The organism is Tunicatimonas pelagia, from assembly GCF_030506325.1.
In the GTDB taxonomy this organism is placed as follows: Bacteria; Bacteroidota; Bacteroidia; order Cytophagales; family Cyclobacteriaceae; genus Tunicatimonas; species Tunicatimonas pelagia.
The window spans coordinates 2,126,564-2,148,889 of sequence record NZ_CP120683.1; the positions used below are offsets into that span (position 1 = coordinate 2,126,564).

Here is a 22,326-nt window from a genome sequence, read left to right on the forward strand (position 1 = left end):
AGTGTGCTGAATATTCAGGTTGTTATGAAACAATGTTCAAGTAGCTACTCCACTCTTCTGATAACGACAAAAATGATCGTACGCTCGGCTGAAGCAGTATTTTGGCTACTGCGTCCATCTTTATTTTCTGGCGGATACAGCCAGTATGTGGACAATAGCGTTGCCTAGCCACCCCAGACCGATTACCGCAAATTGCTGCCTCACGACAACTTGGTTTTAAGGTAAGCAACTAATACCTCCGCCGTAGCTGGACACTCTCCTTCAGCGTACTCTCGGTTGTTCGGAAAAATAAGATCGGCTTCGTGTTTATGCGGATCAATGTATTTCTCGTAGGCAGGAGCTACGTGATGGCGGTACATATAAAGAATATCGTCGAGAGGGTAACCTCGCTCGCGCGTGTCGCGCATAATACGACGTTGTAGCTTCAAATGCTCTTTGGTTTCCACAAATACCTTCAGATCAAGCTGTTGAGCTACCGCCGGAAAATGAAAAACGAAAATACCTTCTACTAAAATAATATCGGCGGGCTTGAATTCCAGCATTCGGGGCGTAATTGCCGGATTATTGAAGGTATACTCCCGACGGTAAACTGCGTTGCCTCGCTTAAGCTGTGCCAAATCATCGGCAAACGCTTGGTCTTCTATTACCGAAGGCTCATCAAAGTTAATTACTCGATTTTCGGCCAAGCCGTGCGGAGGAAAATCTCGGTAGTAATTATCTTGAGAAACCAAACAGCAATGTTCTTCGCCCAGCAGTTGGTGTACCCAGTGTAAGAACTGAGTTTTACCCGACCCACTTCCGCCAGTAATTCCTACTACGTAAGGATTGTTAGCCATGCTGTACTTTGTAGTTGTTCAGAAAATGAACCAGTTGTTGCACCGCCCGACCGCGGTGGCTAATCTGGTTTTTTTCTTCTAAAGACATTTCAGCAAAACTTTGTTGGTACCCCTCGGGAATAAAAATTGGATCGTAGCCAAAACCTTGCTGTCCCGAGCGTTTTTGGGTGATGCTTCCGGTAACTTTTCCCTCGAAGGTATAGGACTTTCCTTCTAAGATAAGGGCAATTATGGTTCGGAACTGAGCCTGGCAGTTGTTAGCACCCTGAAGTTGATCCAGCACCTTTTGCATATTATGCTGGCTGTTTCGTTCCGGGCCAGCGTAATGAGCCGAGTCAACCCCTGGTTTACCATTGAGGGCAGCGATTTCCAGCCCAGTATCATCAGCAAAGCAATTTACCTGATAGTGCTGGTACACAAACTCTGCCTTCTGCCGGGCATTTCCCTCTAGCGTAGGCTGCGTTTCGGGCAGCTCTTCAGTGCAACCAATATCCTGCAAACTAATGATATCGAATGTATCTCCCAGTAGCTGCTGCACCTCGGTAACTTTGTGGGCATTATTAGTAGCGAAGCAGAGTTTCATAGCTAGTTTACTGATACAAGCTCAATATCAAAAACCAGAGTAGTATAAGGAGGTATAAAAGAATCTCCCTGAAATAAATCAGAGAGAATTTCTGAAGGAAATGCTAGTACAGATTCTCTATAAGCTGCTCTGGAAGGTATTACGATAGTACCTTTTTCACCCTGCCTCATCTGCGATACTCCAATATCAAACCCGTCAATCAAATTATTTGACCCCACAGTGAATGGTAGCAAAGTATTCGTACTTACATTACTGTCAAACTCAGTTCCATCCAGAAACGTACCGGTGTAACGCACTGCAACGCGACTTCCTTGACTAGCTTCAGCACCATCGGCCTCACCTTCCTGAGTTTGCACGTAATACACCCCGGCAGTAAGACTGTCCGCATCAGTCAGGTTATTATCAGTTAGATAATTTTTGATAAGTTGATCTTCCTCGGCACGTAATTGCGCTTCAGTAACAATCTCTACCAACTGAACGCGCGCCCGAACAATGGCATCGGGAGGAACAACCCCCTCCAAGCTATACCGCAGGTAGGCAAAGGCCGAAGGTAAGTAGAATTCATACTCCTCACCTACCCGCATATTAGCGATAGAGAAGTCCAATACTGGAAATAAGAGATTATTTTGGTCAATAATATTACTAGCCACAAACTGGTAAGTAACCGGAGGTTCGCCAGAGTCGGCTAACCTTTCGTCAATTATCTGACCATCCAGTACAGCTATTTGGTAATAGATACGAATAATATCATTCCTAGCCAAAGTATCACCAGTGGGGTTCTCGGTAAGTACTTCGTAGAAAATATCACCATCGCGGGTAGCATTAATATTGTTGTCGGCTAGATAATCCTCTATAATCTGTTGTTGCTCCCGCAGTAACTCCTCACCCTGAACACCAGCGTCTTCTGAATCGTCAGAGCAACCCCAACATCCTATTACTATCCCCATGAGGAACCATCCTAGTAGCTTCTTCATACTTCTAAAACAGATTGTATTTGCCAACTATTGCTTTACATCCACCAATTCTACATCAAAAATTAGAATGGAATTGGCGGCAATAAGCCCGTTATCTTGAGGGCCATACGCTAGAGGGGAAGGAATATAGAGCGTGGCTTTCGTTCCTTCATTCAATAGAGCAACTCCCTCATCCCAACCCGGAATTACCGCTCTCTGTCCCAAAGGAAAGCCAAATGGCCCATTAGGGCTATCGTAAGATGATTGAATTTCGGTTCCATCTATTAATTTGAGTACGTAATGTACAAACACCGAATCACCGGCGGAGGGTTGTACTCCACTGCCTTCTTCCTTAATTACATAACGTAAGCCTGATTCAGTAGTCTGAGCGTCAATGCTATTTTCCGCTAAGTACTCGCTAATGGTAAGACTATCAGCACTAAATTGCTCAGCTTGCTGGGCGAGCATATCTTCTTGCTGCTTTCGCATCTGTTCCATCTGATACGCCTGAAAATCTTCCGGCGACATTACATCTTCTACGCCTATCTGAAAAGTAATTGGCATTTCAGGTTCAATACCCGGAGGAATTTGCGCCTGAAATGTGTTCACAAACAACTCTTCGGCAGAAACTTGAAAATGGGTACTGTCACCTTTTTTCAGCGTACCAAAAGCCTCAAAAACCTGATTAGCCGTATCGCTAACAAATTGTACCGGAATAGGGTCAGTCATTCCCGCCGGAGGAAATAGCAGTGAATCATCTTTAAAGTACTTCATGTACATGAGTATAAAATCACCGCTGTCGGCCACAGTACCTTCTCCTTCAGACAGATACTTGATTTTCAAGCCAGACGAAGTGGTTTCGTAGTCGGCTTCTCCGGTCTGGCTACAGGCTGAGAAACCTAATAGTAAACTTATACCAACGTATGCAATATTAACAAAAGAAATCTTCATGGTACGTGTAACGCTTTTTGCTGTAATTGATTATGATGTAACTGATCTTTATACTGCGGTAGCAGTTTCAAAAACTTCTGTAAGGTTTCTTCTAGCGAAAGCTGGGATACACCGCCGGCAGCATTTTTGTGTCCCCCTCCGCCAAAGTGCTCGGCAGCTAGATCGTTCACGGCAAAATCGCCCACCGAGCGAAATGATAGCTTCACCACGTCGTTACGGTCAATAATGATTGCCGCCATCGTAATGCCTTTTATGGAAAGTGCGTAGTTCACTAGCCCTTCCGTATCACCCTGCCGCGACTTGAAGTTCCGTAGATCTTCGGCCGTAATGGCGAAATACGCAGTTTTGTACTCGTCCATCACGACCAGTTTTTGGTTGAGCGCGTAACCGATAAACCGTAACCGATCTACTGAATTGTTATCGTATACTAGTTTACTCACTTTGGCAGCATTAGCGCCCAAACCAATTAAGTCGGCCACTACCTGATGTACGTGCTGCGTAGTATTGGGATGGCGGAATGAACCAGTATCGGTCATCATACCCGCATACAGGCATTCGGCCATATCCGGATCAATTTTATCACGCTCACCTAGCTCATCAATAATTTGGTACACTAGCTCACAGGTAGCTGCTGCTTCGGTATCCCAGAATTCCACGCTGGCAAAATCTTCCCTACCGTGATGATGGTCAATCAGTACTTTGGTGGCTGTGGCTTGCCGGATTGGCTCTTCCATCGTATCAATCCGATTGAGCGAGCAAAAATCCACGCAGACAATAACATCAGCTTCTGCTATACACTGATCGGCCTTTGGTCGCTGCGCCTTATCGCAAAAAAGCAGCACGTTTGAGTGCCCTTTCATCCAGTGCAGAAACTCAGGATAATCAGTGGGTGAAATCACTTGAACATGATGCTGTTGCTTTTCTAAATACAAAGCCAATCCCAAGGCCGAACCGAGCGCATCAGCGTCGGGATTCTGGTGGGGAACAATAACTACCTTCTGGGGTGAACGTAGCAATTCTTTAAAAACGTTAATATCTTGCATTCTATCAGATCAGGTAGTATGCTAAATCAGAAACCCGGCATGTGGTACCTTAAAACGGATCACAAAAGTGAGGATATTAAATTAAAAACCAAAGAGACTATATACGTTTCTTACTCCGAGTATGTTAGCTTAGGTTTAAGATGAACGTAAGTAACTAACTTATTACCAGCTATTTAAAATGTTTTATCTTACACCAATTGACCATATTATACAACATGTAGTGAGATTTAGTTCATCGTTTCTAACTATAAAATCAGGGTGTAGATGTGTGCCCGTTAGATGAACTTAACCTGTATCTTTACGTTACCTAAATAAGTTTTTACTGCATAAATAACATTCACTATGAATAGTACGCAAACCCGTTCTCGCAACGTGCATATTTATCTAGAATCTAACCCCAATCCGAATTCTTTAAAGTTTGTCGCTAACTTTATGTTGCTACCTGATGGGGAAAGTTATGACTTTCCGGATGCAGCAAGTGCTGAGCATGCTCCGTTGGCAAAAGAGTTATTCGCACTTGAGCACGTAGAGCGGGTATTTTACATGAGTAATTTTGTAACGGTTACCAAAAGCGAAAAAGCCGAATGGGCTGAGATTCAGGAGACAATTAAGCAGCATATTAAACAACACTTAGAAGATGAGAAACCGATTCTTGCCCCCGAAGCATTTGCGGAGGATCATGATGATGCAGGGGAGGATGATGAAACTGTTATCAAGATCAAAAGTATTTTGGATGAATACATTCGCCCGGCTGTGGAGCAAGATGGCGGAGCCATTAGCTTTCACTCTTTCCGAGAAGGCATAGTAAAGGTATTATTACAAGGCTCGTGCAGCGGTTGCCCTTCTTCTACCATTACGCTCAAGGCCGGTATTGAAAATCTGCTCAAAACAATGGTTCCCGAAGTACAAGGGGTAGAAGCTGAGGGAGTTTAGTCTAACGTCCTATAAAAATAATCTGACTTACCTGAACAGGTTTTCCTTGGTGATATGCTACCTTCCATGTGGGCATTGATAAAATTATTTCTTCTATTGCTTTTTCAACCTTTAACCTGTTCATTTTGGAAGATACAAAACTTACAACTTCCCCAGTTTCTGAGATAACGACAGCTCCTGAAAATTGCCCTTCAAACTTTACACCCTTTTGAGTAGTGTGGTCAATAATGTACTGATTTATTTTCGCCTTACTTTCGCTTTCATTGCGCGCGCCTGTAAACAGGGCAGGTTCTTCAACTGTTGCATTCAGAAAAATTGGTTTATCGTTGCTTCTTTGGTAATCTATCGTTTGAAACCGAGAAGCGTTCGGTCTTTCGCGTATATTAGATATTATCCTTGCTGTATCGGGCTTATCGCTTATATCCCATCTAGTTTCCAGGTTTAATATTCTTACTAATGTCTTTTGTATCTCTGCAAGTTCTGAATAAATATGAGCCGAGTCCCAACTACCTAGAGTCAGCCGATCTTGATATAAGCTAAGTGTAGGTTTATTATCAACGAAGGCAGTAACTTTAATTTTATTCGCATTTTTTGCTGTAAAAATTTGAAGGCTCACTTTTTGGTTCTGGAAAAAGTCTTTGATAACAATGCCATCACGGTGTAAATCTTTTATGCGGATTCTATACTGGTACTTATCTTTTGATTTTGTTATTGAGTCTAGTTTGGTTCTTTCATCCAAAATTATGAATGTGAGAGGTTTCTTGTCCCATTCTATACTGTACGTGCTCTGAGACTCGAGTTTCTTAGCCCCTCTTGCCTGAGTTATAGGCAGTTGATGAATTTGCGTAGAAAGCTGATTAATTAGGCTATCAATGATTTTCTTATTGGATTGACCATAGATGTGATTGAAGCAAAAAACAAACCCAGTTAGTATTATTCCGACTTTTTGCACGTTTTTTATCGAAAATAACCCCTTAATGTAGGAAACTAATGAGAACATAGAGGAAAGATAGAATTACAAAAAATAACCCGTATGATCTAAGTACTTTCTTCCGATTAGCTACAGGTAACCACCAAAGAGCATACCACGGACGGAAGAGGCCAAATAATAATATTCCAGCCGAAATCCAGATAAGAAAAGCAATGATTGATTGAAGGTAGGTGATAGCTAAAAAAGAAGAGCGAAAATGAAGATGTCACTTTTGTTGCATTTGTTCTCTAATGCCCTGAATTCGGCTCATAGTTACCCCAACAACCTTGGCAATTTGTTCATCAGTTAGCAATTGAGATTGTAAGAGCGATTTAATAGTTTCCTCTGTATTTTCTTCTTTGCCTTTTTCTATACTTTATTCCTTGCTGATAACGTATGTCATCTTCTATGTTATAAGTAATGGGCATAGCTTCTGTATGTTTTATAGTTTCTTTTTGCAGATCCCGTAAGTTGGATAGTATCTCTAGTTGTCTTACGTAACGACGGAGTTTTCGTTCATTATTGGTCAGTGCTTGCAGTTTACGTAAGATTTCTGGAAGGATGGTATCGACCTCGCTTTTCTTGAAATTGCTCAAAATCGCTAATACCGCTTGCTCTGGCTGAGTAGCATCATCCAGTAGTTTACGATAGTCTAACTGATGGATATCTACCAGGGAGAAACGGTAATCAATCATGCCTTCCTTCAATTGGGTAGACATACGTGGTTTTCGTCGGCCCATAAATACAACGTACTGCTTAATACTTTCACCGTACTTTTCTTTTAACATGGCGTAGTACAGAAGCATCCGATTAAGCATTGCTGCTTTATCTTTCACCTGAAATTCAAGGTGAAGTATGTACGACTCGTGGGAATTAGAAGAGATAACGCGCTTCAGAAAATCTGGCCTGCGCTCTAAAGTTGTTTGAATGTCATCAGGAATCTCTTCTAGGCGGCCCAACGATAAACCAAGTAACTTATCAGCTAAAGGGAGAATGAGTGCCTCAATATTTTCTTTGAGAATCTTATCGTAATCCTGGCTCATAGAATATATGAGGTGATCGCTCTACAGTGAGCGTTTCACCTCTTTCTCCTCGAAACCTTCAATTACGTCGCCAACTTTTATGTCATTAAAGTTTTTGATACTGATACCGCACTCAAAGCCAGCACGCACTTCACTTACGTCATCTTTTTCTCGCTTCAATTGATTGATTTCTCCGGTGTAGGCCACAATACCATCACGCACTAGGCGAATTCGGTTATTACGCTTCACGGTTCCGTCGGTTACGTAGCAACCCGCTACCGTACCTACGCGAGATATTTTGAATATTTGTCGTACCTCAATATTACCTGTAATTACTTCTTCCACCGTTGGGGCGAGCATACCTTCCATCGCATCCCGCACTTCATTAATGGCATCGTAAATGATAGAATACAAACGAATTTCAATTTCCTCTTTCTCAGCTAAGTTACGAGCACTATTGGAAGGCCGTACCTGGAAACCAACGATAATAGCATCGGAAGCCGAAGCCAGCAGCACGTCTGATTCAGAAATTTGCCCTACCGCTTTGTGGATAATATTCACTTGAACCTCTTCAGTAGAAAGCTTCAACAACGAATCAGATAATGCTTCCACTGATCCATCCACGTCACCCTTCACAATTACGTTCAGTTCGCGGAACGAGCCAATCGCCAAGCGACGGCCAATTTCATCTAGCGTGATATGCTTTTTGGTACGCAGCGACTGTTCGCGCTGAATCTGCTCTCGCTTGGTAGCAATTTCCCGGGCTTCCCGGTCAGTTTCCATCACGTTGAACTTATCACCCGCCTGAGGGGCACCGTCTAGGCCAAGCATCTGTACCGGAGTGGCCGGAGGAATTTCTCTCATCTTCTTGCCCCGGTGATCAAACATCGCCTTCACTTTGCCAAACTGCGAACCAGCTAAGATTACGTCACCTATTTTCATGGTGCCTGATTCTACCAGTAAGGTAGTTACATAACCCCGACCACGGTCGAGCGTCGCTTCAATTACTGTTCCGGCAGCCGGACGGCCAGGGTTGGCTTTTAGCTCTAACAATTCTGACTCAAGCAGCACTTTTTCCAGCAGTTCATCCACACCTTGCCCGGTTTTGGCCGATATTTCCTGACTCTGATATTTTCCACCCCATTCTTCTACCAGAATATTAACTCCTGATAATTCTTCGCGAATTTTATCAGCATTAGCATTGGGGCGATCGATTTTATTGATCGCAATAACGATGGGTACGCCCGCTACCTGAGCGTGATTTATCGCTTCTTTGGTTTGAGGCATCACGGCATCATCAGCCGCTACCACAATAATTACTACATCGGTTACTTGAGCACCCCGCGCCCGCATCGCAGTAAAGGCTTCGTGACCGGGTGTATCTAAGAAGGCAATGCGTTTACCACTTTCGGTCGTTACATCGTAAGCGCCAATGTGCTGGGTAATTCCACCGGCTTCCCCTTCAGTTACTTTAGAGCTACGAATGTAGTCCAGCAAGGAGGTTTTACCGTGGTCAACGTGCCCCATAATGGTGACGATAGGAGCCCGATCTTCTAGATCTTCTTCGCTATCTTCTTCAACTTCAACGGCAATCTCCTCTTTGGCATCTACAAACTCTACTTCAAAACCAAATTCGTCGGCGATAACGGTAATGGTTTCAGCGTCCAGTCGCTGGTTGATAGAGACGAACATGCCGAGCGACATACACGTAGAAATCACTTCGTTTACGCTCACATTCATTAGCGAAGCTAGGTCATTAGCCGAAATAAATTCGGTTACTTTCAGAGCCTGCTGCTCCTGTGCCTCCTGCATTGCCTGCTCTTCCCGTTCTTTTCGGGCATCACGGCGACGCTCCTGACGAGCCTTTCCTCGCTTCTTATTACCACCGCTTAGGCGGGCCAGCGTTTCCTTAATTTGCTCTTGTACTTCCTTATCCGAGATTTCCTCCTTCTTCTTGCTCCCTCCACGCTTATTACCACCTCCACCTCGACGGTTGTCTTGGCGTCCACCTTGTTGAGTGTTCGGCTTGCTATCATCTTTAATTCGTCGACGACGCTTACGCTTTTTCTTGCGCTCATCGGACGAGGCTACTGGAGTAGCTTTATCCTTTTTCTTAGGTTCGGTAGGCAGTTCAATTTTACCCACCACATTAAGCCCCTGTAGCTTATCAGCTTTTGCCTTAATTACCTGAGATTCCTTTTTTTCTTCCGGCTTTTTGCTGTCTGCTGTTTTGTCCTCTTTGTTCGTTGCTTTCTTAGTCTCTTTATTTTCGGTATCAGCTTTCTCCGGCTTCTTCTCCGGTTCAACTACCTCAGCCTTTTTGGCCGTCGGCACCTCTTCTTTTGGTTGGGCTTCTTGCTGAGGAATTTCCTGTTGAGGTGCTTCCTCTTTGTCTTTGGGCTGGGGTACCGGAGGTGGTGCCTCTTCCTTCACCGCCGGCTCTACCGTAGGACTAGGTTCTTCTTTCTTAGCCTCTACCTTTGGAGTTTTCTTAGCTTCTTCTTTTTGCTTAGTAGGCTTGGCTTTTTTCTTACTGCCTACCTCATCCAGATCAATCTTACCTAGTACATTCAGTCCCTGTAGCTTGGGAGCACCAACGCTATCTGACTTCTCTTCTTTCTCCTCTTCGGCAGGCGATGAACTTACCTTAGCTTCTTTGCTTTCGGTATCCTGTTTTTCTTCTCGAGACGCTTTCTCCGACTCAAGTTTTTTGATAAACAGCTCTTCCTCATCCTGCTTCTCAGGCGGAGTGTGTTTTCCAGTAGCGTCAATAATCTGATTTTCTTCCCGACTACCAATGGTAAGGGCTGATGCTTCTTCTTTATCCATAGCCGATGAGGCAAATTCCTTGGCTAGTACATCGTACTGTTCTTTCGGAATTTTTGCATTCGGACTACGATCTATATCAAAGCCTTTCTTACTCAAAAACTCTACGATGGTGTTACGTCCCACGTTGAATTTTCGGGCAACTTGGCTAAGCCTCATCGTTTTTTCTTCTACCATACTCAAATATGAGTTATTTTTCGCGTTTTGTAAAATTTTATTCAAATTCCTGGCGCAGGATAGAGAGTACATCCTCCACCGTTTCTTCCTCTAAATCAGTACGCCTCACCAACTCTTCTTTGGTTAAAGACAGTACACTTTTAGCCGTATCTAAACCGATCTTTTTGAATTCGTCAATTACCCAGCTCTCTACTTCATCGGCAAACTCATCCAGATCAACGTCTTCATCAGCTTCCAACCCAAGAGTCTCGCGGAACACATCAATCTCGTAGCCCACTAAGCGACTAGCGAGTTTAATATTTTGACCGCCCCGGCCAATAGCCAGCGACACTTGATCAGGCTTTAAGAAAACCGATACCCGCTTGTCATCTTCGTCAATTTTAATAGAGCTAATTTTAGCCGGACTCAGTGAGCGGGTGATGTATAGCTCGAGGTTATCGGTAAAGTTGATTACGTCGATATTCTCGTTCTGCAACTCTCGCACAATGCTGTGGATACGTGACCCCTTCATTCCCACACAAGCTCCTACCGGATCAATGCGGTCGTCGTACGAAGCGACGGCGACCTTGGCTCGTTCGCCCGGTTCACGCACGGTGTTCTTCATTTCAATCAGGCCGTCGTATACTTCGGGCACTTCCATCTCGAACAAACGCTCCAGAAACTTCTCGGAAGTACGCGACATAATGATGCGCGGGTTCCCGTTTACCATCTCTACCCGGTGAACAATGGCTCGCACTGATTCGCCCTTGCGGAAGCGATCTTTCGGAATCTGCTCTGAACGCGGCATAATCAGTTCGTTGCCTTCCCCATCAATCAGCAAAAGTTCGCGACTCAGAATTTGGTATACTTCACCAACAATAATTTCACCTACTAAATCCTTATATTTCTGGAACAAAATATCTTTTTCCAGGTCTTTTACCTTCTGAATTAGCGTTTGGCGAGCCATCATTACCGTACGGCGACCAAAATCTTCCAGCTTAATTTCTTCGGCCACTTCTTCACCAATCTCGAAATCAGGCTCGATCTTTTGTGCTTCGGTAAGACTTATTTTATCGTGATCCCAAATATCTTCGGAATTGTCGTCTACTATCTCCCGAAAGCGCCAAATCTCCAGGTCACCTTTGTCAGCGTTAATAATAACATCAAAGTTTTCGTCAGTTTCGTATCGTTTACGAACCATCGCTCGGAAAACGTCTTCCAGAATGCGGATCATGGTGGGACGGTCAATGTTTTTGCCCCGGGCAAAATCCGCAAACGACTCGATTAAAGTTGCCGTGTCCATCATATGCTTAGAATGTAACTAGTACGTTTGTTTTTTTAATTTGATCAAAAGGAATTTGCACATGCTGCGCTGGTTCACTTTTCTTCTTCTTTTTACTCTTGGCTACCGATTCAAGCTCTATAGCATCGTCTGATACCTCTCGCAAAACTCCCTGAATGGTCCTACTGTCCTGGGTTAGCACCTTCACTGTGCGCCCCACGTTTTTTTGGTACTGCCGATGCAGCTTTAGCGGCTGATCTAAACCGGGAGAGGACACTTCCAGGGTGTACTTTCCGCTAATCAACGCTTCTTCCTCCAGCCAGTTAGCTAATGCCCGGCTTACCTCAGCACAACTATCAATAGAAACCCCTTCATCACCATCAATATGTACAATCACTTTGGTTCCGGCAGGAGTTTGATTTACTCGGGTGTCTACCAGGAAAAAATGATTGTCTTTTTCTTCCAGAATGTTAGAGACCCACTGTACAATTTTGTCTGATACTGTCATAAATTATAACAAAAAAAGAGGGGACGATAGCCCCCTCTTGAATGTTGCTGTAACAAACTTGTGTAAAGTTAGCAAATATGTTATTCAAAGCAAAGACATTAGAGAAAGTGGCTCGTTATCTTTTTGGCTATTTATTGTCACCTATTTTAGCTTGTTGATGGAACAATACTGGAATCAACAAAATTCATTTTTCTAGATTTAATACATCAACAGAATAGCAAAAGCCGTTCGGAAATGATCCGAACGGCTTTTGCTTTATCGTTACTAATTAGTGTTTAGGTACCATAACCTGGTGCTTGTTGAATATTCTCATTCACATCAGTCTCTTCCTGGGGAAGTGGCAAAATAAACCGTTCGTTAGGAAACTCTACTGTGCAAGTAGGCGAAGTGCAGTCGGTACGTACCAAGTCTTGCTGATTGCGGGTAATATCAAATACCCGATGGCCTTCGGCAAAAAGTTCGCGCCTTCTTTCTTCTAGCACCACATCAATTAGTGCTTGCCCCGTCAAACCACTGAGTTCGGTAGCTCCGGCCTGGGCGCGAATTTGGTTCAGATCCTCTAAGGCCCCGGCCGCATTACCCAATTGAGCCCGAGCTTCGGCCCGGATCAGATGCACTTCCGACAGTCGGATAACTGGAACATTATCAGTATCGATATTAGAACCTTCGCTCGGAAATTTATATACTCGCTGGCCTATGCCGTTGGCATCGGCGTAGATTCCTCTACTGATATTCTCATCCCTAATAAATGAGGTGTTGCGAATATCCCATTCTTCACACGGGAGAACAGATAGCAGGAAGGTAAATAATTTTCGTAATCCGATTCTTGATAAAGACTATTAGTATAGCGGGCATACTATTCTCTTAACAATACCAGCAAAATAAGTTTCATCTATTTTTGTATAAGTTGTGACATGATAAAACTTATGGCTCGCCGAAAATGAATATGTAAACACTTTATTTTCTGCGGATATTTTGATGGTTATGATAATAAATTCGCTAGGGCATTGAAATTTGGAAAAAAGATGTAATGGTAAAGTAAATTTTTAATTTGTCTTACAAAACAAAATTTAATAATTGATCTGCTTTGCTTAGTATAATACATTGTATATATTGAGCAAAGATACATTATGATTTTTGTAAAAATATAAACTGTATCAGATTGATACGTCTTAAGGGTGAATAGTACTGGGAATGGGTTAATTTTTTTGGTTGCAGAAAAGAGGTACGGAACCTACCGTGTTTGAAGAAGCCTTAGAGTAGGTCGCTAATCAATTATCTGTTAGGTAATACAAAGCACGCTGTGAGCTGCTTGATATACAGGAATGTTTTTGCCAAACTGTACTACTTTTTTGTAGGGCAAAAGGCATAAAGACCTCTATTACTTATATGGTTTTGTAGCTTTTAAACGCTATTAGCAGAATGCAATAGGTAGAATACTATTTTAAATTATTTTATCTCTCATACACCTTAAATTTTTTAATGACCTATGAAAAAGTTACCTTACTTTGCCTTCTTTATTTTAGTTCTTTTTTCGTGCAGAGAACAAGAACTTAGTGACCCGTCTGTACCTGTACAGGATGGAAAAGCTCTTAGGCCTATTCCTCCAAATGATCCTAACTCACAACCAGACTGGAATTGGGAATCCAACTGGATTGTTCGGTATCAGCCTATAGGAAGCTCGCTAGTAACAATTAACACAGTCAATCCATTCTTTTACAATCCAATTTTTGGTCATGCTGATGCTAACTTGGTAGATATGAGAGCTTCGGAAGGCTGGATGCTTGTTGCTAGAGATTTTGGAACCTCTACATGGGCACCGCCTATTCCTTATATTGTACTATATAATCGGTATAGAGGCCTTCTGAGGGTATGTGCATTAAGGACTAGTGATTTAACAACTAACGAGCAAATCACTGAAATAAGTTTTGATACCACCGTTCCTGCACCAGATTTGTTCCGGTTTACAGGTCAGTCTAAACAGATAGCAGTGACAACAGCTAGAGAAGGAACATCAAGTGGTGCACTTGAGTGGATGATATCAGAATTTAACGTTCAAGGTTATGTGCCGTCCATTAACCGTAATGCACGCTTTATAATAAAATTTAAAGAAGCCCAGAACTATAGGTTTGAGTCTGAGGGAGATATCAATCTCGCGGGAACAGCACAAGCTAAGCCGTCAGGAAATAGTTTAGTTGGCGGAATTTATAAAGTGTCTGATATTACATCTAAAGTTTGGGATAAACTTCCTGAATATGGAAAAGGTGAATTTTTTAATGCTGTTAAAAGTCTTACTAAAAAAAGCCCCCTCACTGTTCTCAACGCCGCTGCAGGTCTTATCAATAGTTTTACTGGGGGAGGTAAGGCTCCTGATTATAATATTTCTCTAAAAGGGAATATGTCGCTAGATGGAACCTTGAGTTTGTCGACTCCTAGGGGAACTGTACCTATTTTTCTTCGTGGTGATGCGACGCATAACAATCAACCTAGGGCAGTGCAAGATATACCATGGGGTGTTATGAATTACAAAGGTAACACAAAGATCATCAAAGAATACTTCATGGATCAGCCCGGTGGAGAAGAAGGTGGTGGGGAAGATGATGACAACCTTAAAATTCGTTATCGTACAAAGAGTGGTTTCTTCAATGATATTTTAGTTGTTAATCCTGCAATTGCTAGCGATATATCTAAAATAGAGGTCGGCTGGATTATGAGCAGACAACATAGTGTTAGATTCATGCTATTACATATATTCCAAGGCTCTGGGTTTTACAGAGAAACAAGTACAGACGCTTACCCTCCCCCAAAAGTACCACAAGGGGTAGCGGTAAGGATTACCTTTAACAACGGTGATATCATTTATAATCGTTTTCCAGTACAATATACATCTAGGTAAAAAGAATAGAAAAAACCAATCGAGAGAGATAAAATAGTAAGAGCACTGTCATAGTTTATTATCTATGACAGTGTTCTTTGTTATAAACAGTTTTTATCTTAATACTACTCTTATACTATTGTAACGTTTCGTTGGTGTAACAAACATTATAGTTGGTTGACTAAACCAAAAGTTAGACTTCATATAACCCTTTGAGCCTCTGGTAAAAGGCTCTAAGGATAGCATTATTTCGCCATTAACCAAACCATAATAATTTTGAATTCATTAGAAATCTTTGTTTTTCACTCCTTACACAAAGAAGAAAAAGTTTAGGCTATCATTTAGACTCGTTAACATTGTTGCTATTATATCGTAGGTAGTGTACTTTAAATAAGGATGGAAAGATTAAAAATTTGGCAATGGAACAGTACTTCGTATTATTGGATCGACCAAAATCTAAATAATATGACTACTTGTCCTCATTGCCAAAGCTTGAAGATCGTAAAAAACGGATTTACCTCCTACGGTAAACAAAACTATCGTTGTCGTGTCTGCAAACGTCAAGCGGTAGAAAGAATGCCCGCTACTACATTTGAAAGAGAAGAACTATTAAAGAAGCTATTGTTAGAACGGGTTTCTCTCCGAGCTATCGCCCGTATCTTGAGGGTAAGTTTGCATTGGGTGGTTCAGCGTGCTAAACAGTGTTGGCAATCAGTAAGTACCGAGCTTCCGATAGGCAAGTTGGATACCCCTGAACTACACTTATATTGTCTGGAAGCAGATGAGATGTGGACGTTTGTAGGGGCAAAAGACTGTCCCGAGTGGCTCTGGTTAGCTGTAGAACGGCGGACGGGACTAGTAGTAGGGTTTCACCTAGGGGGCAGGGATCAGGAAGGTGCTCTAGGACTATGGTTGAGCATTTCTAAAAAACTACGCAAGAAAGCATTGGTATTTACCGATGGGTTAGCTGCTTATGCGAATGTTTTTGAGCGAGGCCAGCATCAGCCCGAAGGAAAGCCCCAGACTATCAAAATAGAGAGATTAAACAATACCATCCGACAACGATGTGCTCGCTTAGTCCGCAAAACGCTGTCCTTCTCTAAAGTTTGGGAAAACCACTACCTGGCAATCAAATACTTCTTGGTAGATTACAACCTTAGCAGATTAGCAAAAAAACCATCCTTATTTTAAATACACTACCATATCGTAGGCTTTTCCTAATAGTTGCCTTACTCTTTTTGGGTTTCATAGAAGCTCCGGCGCAGATGTACGTAGAGGTTAGAGGCGGCTACACATATAACCAATTGGACCAAAAATTCACCTCCGCCACTTTTAAGGAAGTAGAGGCTACAGGAAGCAGTTACATAGCAGTCATGGCTACTTATCATATCGTAGAAAGGGTTCTTGTTAAGTTCGGAAGTGAGTGGGTTTCAAAAAAATATCTTTTAAGAAGAGCGCAACCATTCCGCGATATTTATAAAAAAAAGGATAACAACTATCTACAAGTACCTGCCAGTATTGGTTTACTACTTATTTCTACAAAAAAGCTACGATTTGTAGCAGGTTCAGGAGTTTTTGGTGGATATTGGCTATCATCCACAACAAAAGGAACCATTCCTAACGCTTTCAATACTTTCAATACCATAGTAGATGGAGATATTATACAGAATTTCTGGATTTCTGAATACTCAACTAGAAGTACTCTGAATGAAGATGATAATGTTCGTATAGAAGCAGGGATTTTGTTTGAAGCAACTGCCAATTACTCTATTAGTCCGATATGGTCGTTGGCCACCAATTTTAGCTACCAACACGCCTTAACTAGTCAACGAAAACGTTCACCGGATATAATAAATAGAACCTTAATTGCGTCCGTAGGAGTGATGTATAAGCTCCGCTAATAAATAAGCCTTCAAATGAAGTATATTAATATTACTATGTCACTGTTAGTTCTGATAGTATCTGCTGGCTGCGAACGTCAGGATCAGGAGCATACAATTGAGATACCTTACTTTGAGTATTTGTTTGTATCATTCTGGGAGCAAATGGACAAGAATTATGTCTTCTGGAACACTGACTCAACTGATTGGGAAGAGACTTATTACCAATACCGAGGTATATTTTCTCAACTCGATATAAATGACGACGATGACGTAAAATCATCTGTTAGATACTTCCAAGAAATGACCAGAAATCTTACTGATGGTCACTACCAAATTAACTTCTTTCATTCAGCGATAACAGATTCTGTCATCAATCCTTTATTAGAAAGAAAAAGAAAGCTTGGGGTTCTAGGTAATCCCTATTCCTATTTTTTGAAAGACTCAGTATATTTAGACGAAGGTTATCTAATTGGTAGTGATGAAACGAATACTCTCAACTACCAACCATTGAGGACTATCTGCGGTGAAATAAATGGCGAGATTTTATACTTCGCTTGCAATTTTTTTGGACTGTCACAATCCTATTATTTAAACGCTAGTAAAAGTGTTAAAGCCTCTCTTGATTTCTTTTTTGATTGGATAGAAAATAATTCGGTGCACCCAAGAGGAATCATAATAGATGTGAGAAATAACCCTGGGGGAGATCTAGCTGATCTTAACTTTTTGCTAGGAAGCTTAATTGGACAACCACTACATATAGGCTATTGCCATTACAAAAATGGTGATAACCCATCTAACCTCACTCCTCGGATAGATGCACACGTCAACCCAACTTCTAATACGAAGGATATACAATTGCCAATAGTTGTATTAGCAGATAGCTATTCAGCATCGCTGGCAGAACTTGTAGTAAGTGCAGTCACAGCATTCCCCCAGGGAACGTTTATAGGAGAGACCACTTGGGGCGCAGTGAGTCCCGTAGTACCTTTTGAGGTATACGCCAGTGGGTCATTTGAGATTGAGAATTTTATGCATGTACAGATGTCTTCTTGTAGATTTATCTCTCTTGATGAAAACAATTACGATGGTCTAGGATTGACACCCAATATTTCCATTCCCCATTCCGCGGAGGCATATAGTCAGGGCAAAGATATCCAGCTTGAAAAGGCCATAGAGCTATTTTTCAATTAATATTTTCAGTGTCTCGACATCAAGTAAAAGGTTGAGAAATGCTCATTATAACGTTTGCGGTGATGGCGATAACCACCTATAGAGGCAGCAATGAGCAGGTTTTCTAACCAGTCTTGATGATAGACAAAACCGTTGAGTCTAGTGGCAGGACTGGTAAGCAACTCAGTATGCCGGGTAACTGCTGGACAAGAGGGCGAGAAGTTGTAGAGTAGCGCAAATGCCCGGAAGTTAGCCGATGTGCTTTGGATAGTGGCATGGAACATCTGGGAATTAAAGGCATGGCAGCTCATGGCCTTCATTACCCGGTCTAACATATTGGCTGTACGATGTGCTGTGGGGAAGTCTAGGTGTTTTAACCATCTTTGTTTCTTAGCGCATAGCTTAAGAATATTGGCTTTCATGGCACTATCAGGCACCTGCTCGCTAGCCCATTCCGAGAGCCTACGAATTTGCTGACCTAGCTGGCGTTTAGATTCAGCTTGATAGCAGTCTCATATCTTATCAGCAGCCGTGTCAAAATAGACTTTCAACTTCTGGATGGCCCGATCTCGGACTTTGATAAAGGCATGAAGAAAGCACTCTATGACCGCTACTTTAGGAAAAAGATACTGCCAAGCATTTTGCGTAGCTGACCACCCATCAGTAGTGACTGTTTTAGGCTGATAAGCCGCTCGTATATCTTGAGCTTCCTGCTGAAACACCCCGTAGCCTTCTCTTCATCAGCTTTGGCACAGACCTCGGCCCCTAGCATACAGCCCCGCCCAATAGTGGAAGCGACATAGGCTTTTTGCCCCTGGATACGGATATGCTGCCCATCAGCCACATCAGCCAGCACATCTTCGGGCAAGTTATCAGTCTCATACATGGTAGTACCCACCAAACTGGAACGACCTAGACACAGGTACATCCGGTACCACCACATAGGATTACGTCCAAACACAAAAGCTAGTGCCCAAAAGGGAACCCCAAAGCGCAACAGGAACAAAGGCTTAGATACTTCTTGGGTTTTAGCTCGCATAGCGGGTAGTAAAAAGCTAGGGCGGATTTGGTAGTTTATCCCGTTCACTTGGATCTTATATAGCTGCACGTTGAGCTTTTTGGAGACTCGGCTTCTACCGTTGAGATATACTCTTGAGCCATCTCGCTAGGAAACAGTTCGGCATGACGATCAAAGGCTTCCCTGATAAGTTGGTGAGCTACTTGATTGTCTTGCATAAAGGTCGGGTAGATTGATTCGGGGATATCAACAACTATTGTACGGTTTTGCGTATCTTTCACTGCCTTTAGTCTTGCTTTGATTTTGCTTCGCACCCGAAAGATAGGTACGGCTAATGGCTTTTTTAGCTATCAGCGCAAAACGTTACAATCAGGAGAAATGAACCTCTCTGCATAATTCTGAGCTATTTTTTGTTATAGACTGTTTGGTTTGAGCTAGCTGATGTCCTAATTTCAGAGACAGTTTTCCGATGGGCTGTAGGCATCAGGATACATTTTTGTTTAGACTTTAGAAGACAATACAATATGAAGAAGTTCCGACAGCAGTATACCATTATTGGTATAATCGCTTTACTAGCTGCCTGTCAGCCCAATCAGTCTGAAACAGTAGCTACCGAGCCAACCGGGCCTCGCTATGTTCCGAATTTCAATGCCGACTCAGCCTACGCCTACCTAAAAGCCCAAGTAGACTTTGGTCCCCGAGTGCCTAACTCAGCTGCCCACCGTGAGTGTCGGGATTATTTAGTAAGCAAATTGGAGCAGTTTGGTGCTCAGGTACAACTACAGTCGTTTGAAGCCAGAGCTTACGATGGCACCATGCTTGACCTCAGCAATATTATCGCAAGCTATCAGCCCAAGAAATCCAAGCGAATTCTGTTGGCAGCTCATTGGGACACCCGCCCTTACGCTGATAAAGATTCAGTGCGCGCTGAAGAACCGATTTTGGGGGCGAATGACGGAGCCAGTGGAGTTGCCGTATTGTTAGAAATGGCTCGGGTCATGAGTCAGGATTCTTTGCCAGATGTAGGAGTAGATATTATTTTCTTTGATGGGGAAGATTACGGGGAGCCGGAAGATTACGATGAGTTGCAACCCGAAAATTCGCAGCAAGTGTACTGGTGCTTAGGCTCTCAGTATTGGGCAAAAAATAAGCATGAGCCTCGCTATTCAGCGTACTACGGAATTTTGTTGGATATGGTCGGAGCGAAGAATGCCACTTTTTACCGGGAAGGAGTTTCCCGTCAGGCTGCACCTAGTATTGTTAAACGAATTTGGGATGCGGGTCACCAGTTAGGTCACGGGCAGTATTTTATTTATAAAGACAGCCCCGATATTGTAGACGATCATGTATACGTAAACTACCAAGCCAAAATTCCGATGGTCAACATTATTGAGCACGATCCTGCCAGTGAATTCTACTTTGCCCGTTACCACCATACCCACGCCGACGATATGAACATTATCAGTCGGGAAACGCTAGAAGCGGTGGGTGAAACGGTGATGTATGTGGTGTACCAGGAGTAATACGCCTACGTCAGACATAAGAAAGGCTACCCAGTTGGATAGCCTTTCTTAACAAATTTAGACTGAGACATTTATTCTATTCAGCCCACCAAAGGGTAGTACCTTGCACATTCTCACCTTGCCGACTAATTGCCTCTGCGAAGCCACTGGGATTGAATGTCTGCAAGTTACTGCCGTAGCGCAATCGCTGCGGATACCTTCCTTGCTCTATAGTACCGGGATCATAAATCTCATAATCATCAACTCCATTAGCTAAGCTAGCTGGATAACCGGTGTCCCGCACAATCGCCCAGGCTTCGTAGCCATCAGTATAGTGCGCTGCCCAGCGTTGCATGGCTATTTTTTGCAGATTCTCTTCGGTAGTACCATTTAGCATACCCATATCCTGCGTGGCTAGGTACTCTTCTATACTACCATCGTTCACCTCCCACAAGCGCATTGCTTCCCGAATACCGGTCTGATAAAGGGCTTGAGCGTCGCCAGACACTAATCCACGAACGGCAGCTTCAGCTTGCAAGAAAAAAGACTCGGCTGATAAAAGCACTGTTTCGGGTTTGGCTGAACCGCCTCGATTTTTCCGTTGAATAACAGCTTCACTCGGAAGACAGAAAAAGCCGTACTGAGCCAACCCACTCATTTGGCCATTGAGCCGAACCGGTTGTCCTACGTAGTTCTCTCCTTCGGGCATGGTTACCGTAATTGTTTGGTTACCCTCAGTCTCTCCTTCTGTCCAGGTATACGTTGCCCCAGCTTCGTCGAGTACCTCTCGGATGAAGGCGACTCGCTTAGGAAATAAATCATGACCCGCAGCATTATCGGTAGCGGAGGGGCGTTGTAGGGTGGCAGTACCTCCTAAAGCAGGCTGCGTGTATTTCTCTAGTCGCGGATCGTTATTGTCCCGCAGAAAATTAACTAGCTCCCGGCTTACCGTCCAGTTTGACCCATCGCCAAAGTTGTACCAAATGTCACCGTAGGTAGCATACTCCCACTGCGATATTTCCAGGTCTTTTTCAATGACAGCACTTTCACCTTCGGCTAGTAATGGTTGCTCCAAAGCTTCCTGAATGGCCGTTTCTGAGAAGTCGTTATCGGGTGCTCCGCTGGCCCGCATTGCTACTTTTAGCTTGAGCGTATTAGCAAACCGCTTCCATTTTTGCAAGTCGCCCCCGTAGACTACATCGTTATTTCCCAGGTCTTCAATCACGTTTCCGGTGGAAGTTTCCTCTCCGATAGTAGTCATAGCCGTGTTCAAGTCAGCAATAATACCCTGGTAGATTTCCCGCTGCGTATCAAACTTAGGTAAGTCAATATCTTCCTTGAACAGATCTGAGTAAGGAATTTCACCGAAGGTGTCGGTATAAAGCTGATAGTAGTGGCTTTTGATAATGAGAGCTACCGCGTGGGTAAGTTCATTTTCAAATTCGCCCCCTGGCTCGGTAAACTCCAATACCTGTTTAATGGTAGGTAGGTACCCGTTAAAGTGATCCCAGGTGGCATCGGTATACCCCCCATTGTATTGATACCCTAGCCCGTCGGACCACCAGCATCGGCTGTGGCCAAAGGTGAAGTGCCCACCAAAGCGATCAGCGTGGATAAGATTGCCCCGCCAGTAAGCGAAGCGGCTAGGTAAATAGGGACGCAGCATAGCTTCCGTGAGAAAGAACTTCGCACTGGCATCTTCGGTGACAATCAGATTGGGGTTGATATTCTGCTCCTCAAAATCGGAGGTGCAGGCCCCTAATGTCACTAATACTAAGAGTACAGCAAATGTTTTTTGTAATATTTTCATAGGAT

General features: G+C 43.2%; 20 protein-coding genes. 6 read left to right on the top strand and 14 right to left on the bottom strand.

Going from position 1 to position 22,326, the window contains the following annotated elements:
* Positions 1–200: 200 nt before the first annotated feature.
* Genes P0M28_RS08860 through P0M28_RS08880 form a run of 5 tightly spaced genes read right to left on the bottom strand, consistent with a single transcriptional unit; the run spans position 201 to position 4,366 of the window.
* Positions 201–836, bottom strand: a complete 636-nt coding sequence (locus P0M28_RS08860; RefSeq protein WP_302209465.1) for a uridine kinase family protein — start codon at positions 834–836, stop codon at positions 201–203.
* A complete protein-coding gene (locus P0M28_RS08865; protein ID WP_302209466.1) occupies positions 829–1,419 on the bottom strand; it encodes a non-canonical purine NTP diphosphatase in 591 nt (196 codons plus the stop codon). Before P0M28_RS08865 ends, P0M28_RS08860 begins: the two co-directional genes overlap by 8 nt.
* Positions 1,420–1,421: 2 nt before the next feature.
* Positions 1,422–2,393, bottom strand: coding sequence for an FKBP-type peptidyl-prolyl cis-trans isomerase (locus P0M28_RS08870; protein WP_302209467.1), 972 nt, complete (start codon positions 2,391–2,393; stop codon positions 1,422–1,424).
* Positions 2,394–2,420: 27 nt separating this feature from the next.
* Complete coding sequence (locus P0M28_RS08875) at positions 2,421–3,323, bottom strand: FKBP-type peptidyl-prolyl cis-trans isomerase (RefSeq protein WP_302209468.1); 903 nt, start codon at positions 3,321–3,323, stop codon at positions 2,421–2,423.
* On the bottom strand, positions 3,320–4,366 hold the full coding sequence (locus tag P0M28_RS08880) for a DHH family phosphoesterase (RefSeq protein ID WP_302209469.1): 1,047 nt from the start codon (positions 4,364–4,366) through the stop codon (positions 3,320–3,322). The genes P0M28_RS08875 and P0M28_RS08880 overlap by 4 nt, the downstream gene beginning before the upstream one ends.
* 342 nt (positions 4,367–4,708) lie before the next feature.
* Between P0M28_RS08880 and P0M28_RS08885 the strand changes: the two genes are divergently transcribed.
* Positions 4,709–5,299 carry a NifU family protein gene (locus tag P0M28_RS08885; RefSeq protein WP_302209471.1) on the top strand — a complete coding sequence of 197 codons (591 nt, stop codon included), beginning with the start codon at positions 4,709–4,711 and terminating at the stop codon, positions 5,297–5,299.
* A 1-nt stretch (position 5,300) separates the two neighbouring features.
* On the opposite strand, the gene P0M28_RS08890 is transcribed toward P0M28_RS08885, so the two are convergent.
* The 6 genes from P0M28_RS08890 to P0M28_RS08915 all read right to left on the bottom strand — a co-directional run bounded on the left by P0M28_RS08890 (position 5,301) and on the right by P0M28_RS08915 (position 12,887).
* Entirely contained in the window at positions 5,301–6,038 is a 738-nt protein-coding gene (locus P0M28_RS08890; protein WP_302209472.1) for a hypothetical protein, read from the bottom strand.
* A gap of 563 nt (positions 6,039–6,601) precedes the next feature.
* Positions 6,602–7,312: an RpnC/YadD family protein gene (locus P0M28_RS08895; RefSeq protein WP_302209473.1), complete on the bottom strand. Its 711-nt coding sequence runs from the start codon at positions 7,310–7,312 to the stop codon at positions 6,602–6,604.
* Positions 7,313–7,333: 21 nt separating this feature from the next.
* Complete coding sequence (infB, locus tag P0M28_RS08900; RefSeq protein ID WP_302209474.1) at positions 7,334–10,294, bottom strand: translation initiation factor IF-2; 2,961 nt, start codon at positions 10,292–10,294, stop codon at positions 7,334–7,336.
* Positions 10,295–10,331: 37 nt separating this feature from the next.
* Complete coding sequence (gene nusA, locus P0M28_RS08905) at positions 10,332–11,576, bottom strand: transcription termination factor NusA (protein WP_302210869.1); 1,245 nt, start codon at positions 11,574–11,576, stop codon at positions 10,332–10,334.
* Positions 11,577–11,583: 7 nt separating this feature from the next.
* Positions 11,584–12,063: a ribosome assembly cofactor RimP gene (gene rimP / locus P0M28_RS08910; RefSeq protein ID WP_302209475.1), complete on the bottom strand. Its 480-nt coding sequence runs from the start codon at positions 12,061–12,063 to the stop codon at positions 11,584–11,586.
* A 275-nt stretch (positions 12,064–12,338) separates the two neighbouring features.
* Positions 12,339–12,887 (bottom strand): RagB/SusD family nutrient uptake outer membrane protein, encoded by a 549-nt coding sequence (locus P0M28_RS08915; RefSeq protein ID WP_367281914.1) that lies wholly within the window; start codon positions 12,885–12,887, stop codon positions 12,339–12,341.
* A 665-nt stretch (positions 12,888–13,552) separates the two neighbouring features.
* Here P0M28_RS08915 and P0M28_RS08920 point away from each other — a divergent pair.
* From P0M28_RS08920 to P0M28_RS08935, 4 genes are all read left to right on the top strand, one after another.
* Entirely contained in the window at positions 13,553–14,959 is a 1,407-nt protein-coding gene (locus P0M28_RS08920; protein ID WP_302209476.1) for a hypothetical protein, read from the top strand.
* Between the two features lie 444 nt (positions 14,960–15,403).
* Complete coding sequence (locus P0M28_RS08925; RefSeq protein WP_302205761.1) at positions 15,404–16,129, top strand: IS1 family transposase; 726 nt, start codon at positions 15,404–15,406, stop codon at positions 16,127–16,129.
* A gap of 74 nt (positions 16,130–16,203) precedes the next feature.
* Complete coding sequence (locus tag P0M28_RS08930) at positions 16,204–16,839, top strand: hypothetical protein (RefSeq protein WP_302209478.1); 636 nt, start codon at positions 16,204–16,206, stop codon at positions 16,837–16,839.
* A gap of 15 nt (positions 16,840–16,854) precedes the next feature.
* Entirely contained in the window at positions 16,855–18,012 is a 1,158-nt protein-coding gene (locus P0M28_RS08935) for a S41 family peptidase (protein WP_302209479.1), read from the top strand.
* A 5-nt stretch (positions 18,013–18,017) separates the two neighbouring features.
* Here the strand turns inward: P0M28_RS08935 and P0M28_RS08940 are convergent, their stop codons facing one another.
* Positions 18,018–18,326 carry a hypothetical protein gene (locus tag P0M28_RS08940; protein ID WP_302209480.1) on the bottom strand — a complete coding sequence of 103 codons (309 nt, stop codon included), beginning with the start codon at positions 18,324–18,326 and terminating at the stop codon, positions 18,018–18,020.
* Positions 18,327–18,601: 275 nt separating this feature from the next.
* On the bottom strand, positions 18,602–19,099 hold the full coding sequence (locus tag P0M28_RS08945) for a hypothetical protein (protein ID WP_302209481.1): 498 nt from the start codon (positions 19,097–19,099) through the stop codon (positions 18,602–18,604).
* 434 nt (positions 19,100–19,533) lie between these two features.
* Between P0M28_RS08945 and P0M28_RS08950 the strand changes: the two genes are divergently transcribed.
* Positions 19,534–20,532 (top strand): M28 family peptidase, encoded by a 999-nt coding sequence (locus P0M28_RS08950; RefSeq protein ID WP_302209482.1) that lies wholly within the window; start codon positions 19,534–19,536, stop codon positions 20,530–20,532.
* Between the two features lie 76 nt (positions 20,533–20,608).
* On the opposite strand, the gene P0M28_RS08955 is transcribed toward P0M28_RS08950, so the two are convergent.
* Complete coding sequence (locus P0M28_RS08955; RefSeq protein WP_302209484.1) at positions 20,609–22,321, bottom strand: SusD/RagB family nutrient-binding outer membrane lipoprotein; 1,713 nt, start codon at positions 22,319–22,321, stop codon at positions 20,609–20,611.
* Positions 22,322–22,326 lie beyond the last annotated feature (5 nt).